Below are 3,280 nucleotides of genomic sequence, written 5' to 3'. Positions count from 1 at the left end.
TGCAAATCAGAAAGAGAGCGACCGGACGCATAGCGAAGTCCAATCCTGGCTTCGGGACCTCGGCCTTGCACTTGGATATGACGTCTGGGTAGCGGCAAATGACCGGGGGCGCCTTCATGAGGGTGTGCCGCTCGGGTCTCGATGCCTCGATAGCTTGCCGCATGCCATCGCAACCGCTCAAGGAAGCGATGCCATAAGACTGATCGACATCTTATGGCTCGAGCAATCGACGGCTACGGTCGCGGCGGCATTCGAAGTGGAGCATTCGACATCCATTTATTCCGGAATTGTCCGCATGCTTGATCTCGCGCTGAGCAGCGAGAATCTTCATTTGTCGACGCCACTTTTCCTGGTTGCACCCGATGCGCGAGAAGCCGATGTCCGCGCTCAGCTCCGACGCCCGGCTTTCAGCCGGATCGGTGATCTCGACATTTCCTACCTGCCCTACGCCGAGCTCGAACAGAACAGGGTCGCCATTGCCCGCTTCGGTACGGGCCTGAAGGCGATCAAGGCGATCTCCCATCCATTGCCGTGAGGCAGCCGACGACGCGTAGGCCTCCGAAAGCAGTTGGTCTTTGCATCCTCGCGGCGTCACAGGGAAAGCCGGGCATCGAAATCGCGCGCGCTACCGACGTTCAGGATGGGACTAGCCCGTATCTGTTCGTGCCATCTTACTGTCCGGCTCATCGTGCCATCAGCAGGGCCGTTCAAGTAACGGCGCCGGTGAGAACAGGGACATATCATGTCCTGCGTTCAGAGGAAGTATTCCCCCCGGGCGCAAGCGCCCAGGGGGACCGACGACCGTAGGGGAGTCGCCGGGGGACCTCGCAGGACGAGGAACCTCAGAAAAAGTAGCGCAGCTGCAGTCCATACTGGCGCGGCTCGCCGTAGATGTAGAGCGGAAGAGTAGGGTTCGAGACACCCGTCGCGTCCGTCCCGATCGTACTATAGCTCACATAGCGCTCGTTGGTGAGATTTCGGCCATAAAGCGCAATTTCCCACGCTTCGCTCGCCGGCTGCCATGCGACACGCCCATTTATAAGGGTCGTGGCGTTTCCGGAAAAAAGCGGATTGTTGCTGGGCTTGAAAAAGATGCTGTCGCGCCAGGAGATATCGGTCCGTAATGTCAGCATTCCGCCGCCCAGGGAGGCCTTATATTCTCCGCCGAGAGTGATGTTCCACTTCGGCGCGTTCGGCAGCCGCTTGCCCTTGAGGCTTGCGCCGACGTCGTCAAAATAGACATCGTAGCGCGCATCGAGATAAGCGATCGTGGATGTAAGCGTCAGGCGATCGAACGGCCGTGCCATCAGTTCCGCTTCAACGCCCTTGATCGTCGCCTTGCCGGCGTTGGTGGTACTGGCAACGCCATTATTATACTCGACCACCTGAAGATTGGTGTAATCATAATAGAAGGCGGAAAAATTAGCTCGAAGCCGGCGATCGAGGAGCGTCGACTTCAGGCCGACTTCGTAGCTCCAGACATACTCCGGGAGGAAAGGCCGCCCGTCTCCCAGCTGGAATCCACCCGATTTGAACCCGCGGGTTGCCGACGCATAAGCCATGACGTCATCGGCAAGGTCGTAATCGATCCCAATTTTCGGAGTCCAGGCGGTCCAGGATGATTTGGGCTGACCGGCATCGACCTGATTTCCGTTCAGCAGGACACGATATCCGAAATCCTTTTTTTCGTATGAGTATCGAAGCCCTCCGGTCAATCGCAGGCGGTCGATGAGTTCGTAGCTTGCTTGTCCGAAGAGCGCGAATGCATTCGTCGTATTGTTTTCCGGGATCGCGAGCCGACGACCCGGTTCGATGATCCGTATTTCGTCGTTGCCCTTTTCATTCAGATAGAATGCTCCGACGATCCAGCGCAGCTTGTCCGCATCGTTGTTGAGAAGTTGGAGCTCTTGCGTGAAACTGCGGGAACGTTCGTAAAATTCGATATCGCGGAGGAAGAGGTCAGTCGAGTCAACGTCGAGCGCCTGGACGACCTTGCTCTTGCGCAGCGCCGTAATCGAGCGGAGCGTGACCGGGCCGCCGTCCCAGTTCATGGTCGAGGACACGCCCCAGGCATCGACATCGTAACGCGGCAGGCGGTCGAGTGCGGCCTCTTTGTCATTGGCCGGGATCGTCGCCCCCGCATCGACGAAGCCTTGCGGATAAAAGGGCCGAACAGACCGCGCGCCGGTCTCGCGATCACGGCTGGCATCCGCCCGCAACACGATCTCAAGACGGTCGCTCGCGTCAATCGCAAGCGTCAGTCGTCCAGCGAGATTATCTTCGTTTTGGTATCGCCGTCCCGAGACGACGTCGCGGTAGATGCCGTCGCGCTGGTTGGCAAGCAAGGTGAGGCGGCCTCGGACGCCCGCTCCAAGCGGTCCAGAAATCGTGCCGCTCAGCGAGCGCTTCTCGTAATTTCCGACGGTGAGCCCCAGCGCGCCAGTCAAATCCTCCGTAGGCATTTTGGAAATGATGTTGAGTGTGCCGCCGGCGGAGTTGCGACCGAAGAGAACGCCTTGCGGTCCGCGCAGCACCTCGATGCGTTCGACGTCGAACAAATCCTGATAGCTTGTGGTCGGGCGCGAGATGTAGACGCCGTCATAATGGACTGTCGTGCTGGGGTCGGTCGCAACGCCGAACGCCGAGGTGCCAATTCCACGAATATTGATGATCGCCATGGAATCGTTGGTGATCGACACGCCCGGCACAAAAAATTGGAGGTCTTCGACGTTTGATATGCCCGTTGCCGTAAGCGCCTCGCCGGTCATCGCTGTCACCGAGACGGGAACGGACTGCAGATTTTCCTCGCGCTTCTCCGCCGTTACGATGATCTCGGCGAGGCCGTCCGACTGGGCTTCCTGAGCCTGCGCGGGAAACGCGACCGCCACCGCAATCGCCGCCATCGAGCTTCGCTGCATTGCGCGCTTCGTCGACGAATAACAGTATAATTTGTTCATTATGCTTCCCCTGTTTCGAAGAACTGCCCTTTCGCGCAGCCCAAATGAGTTTCGGGGAAGTCGAGGACAAAAACATGCATGCCCGGAAACCGCTGCTTACGGCTTCCGAGTTCAAGCACCCAACATCCCCTACTGACATTGATTACGCACCAGAACGACTCATCCCTCAAAAATGGTTCGGGCGACGTAAAACCATTGGAATTGGGCTCCCCGATTTGTTCAGATCGCCAGGATGAAGTTGATCCGGAACGCCCAAAGGCTCCTACCTTCATCCAGAAGCGGCGCTTTTCGCTTCTGCCCCTCGTCGGAGCCTTGGTCGGCGC

The 3,280-nt window shown here is 58.4% G+C and carries 1 protein-coding gene and 1 pseudogene; one reads left to right on the top strand and one right to left on the bottom strand.

All coding sequences use genetic code 11. The features are described 5' to 3' along the window. A pseudogene (locus KAY22_RS26805) lies at positions 1-535 on the top strand (type II restriction endonuclease); the annotation flags it as partial. Between the two features lie 307 nt (positions 536-842). Here KAY22_RS26805 and KAY22_RS26800 read toward each other — a convergent pair. Beyond that, complete coding sequence (locus KAY22_RS26800; RefSeq protein WP_296626109.1) at positions 843-2,903, bottom strand: TonB-dependent receptor; 2,061 nt, start codon at positions 2,901-2,903, stop codon at positions 843-845. Between the last annotated feature and the right edge of the window lie 377 nt (positions 2,904-3,280).

Origin of the sequence: Rhizorhabdus sp. (assembly GCF_018006725.1) — a bacterium.
Classification (GTDB): Bacteria; Pseudomonadota; Alphaproteobacteria; order Sphingomonadales; family Sphingomonadaceae; genus Rhizorhabdus.
This window is presented reverse-complemented; position numbering and strand designations above follow the sequence as displayed.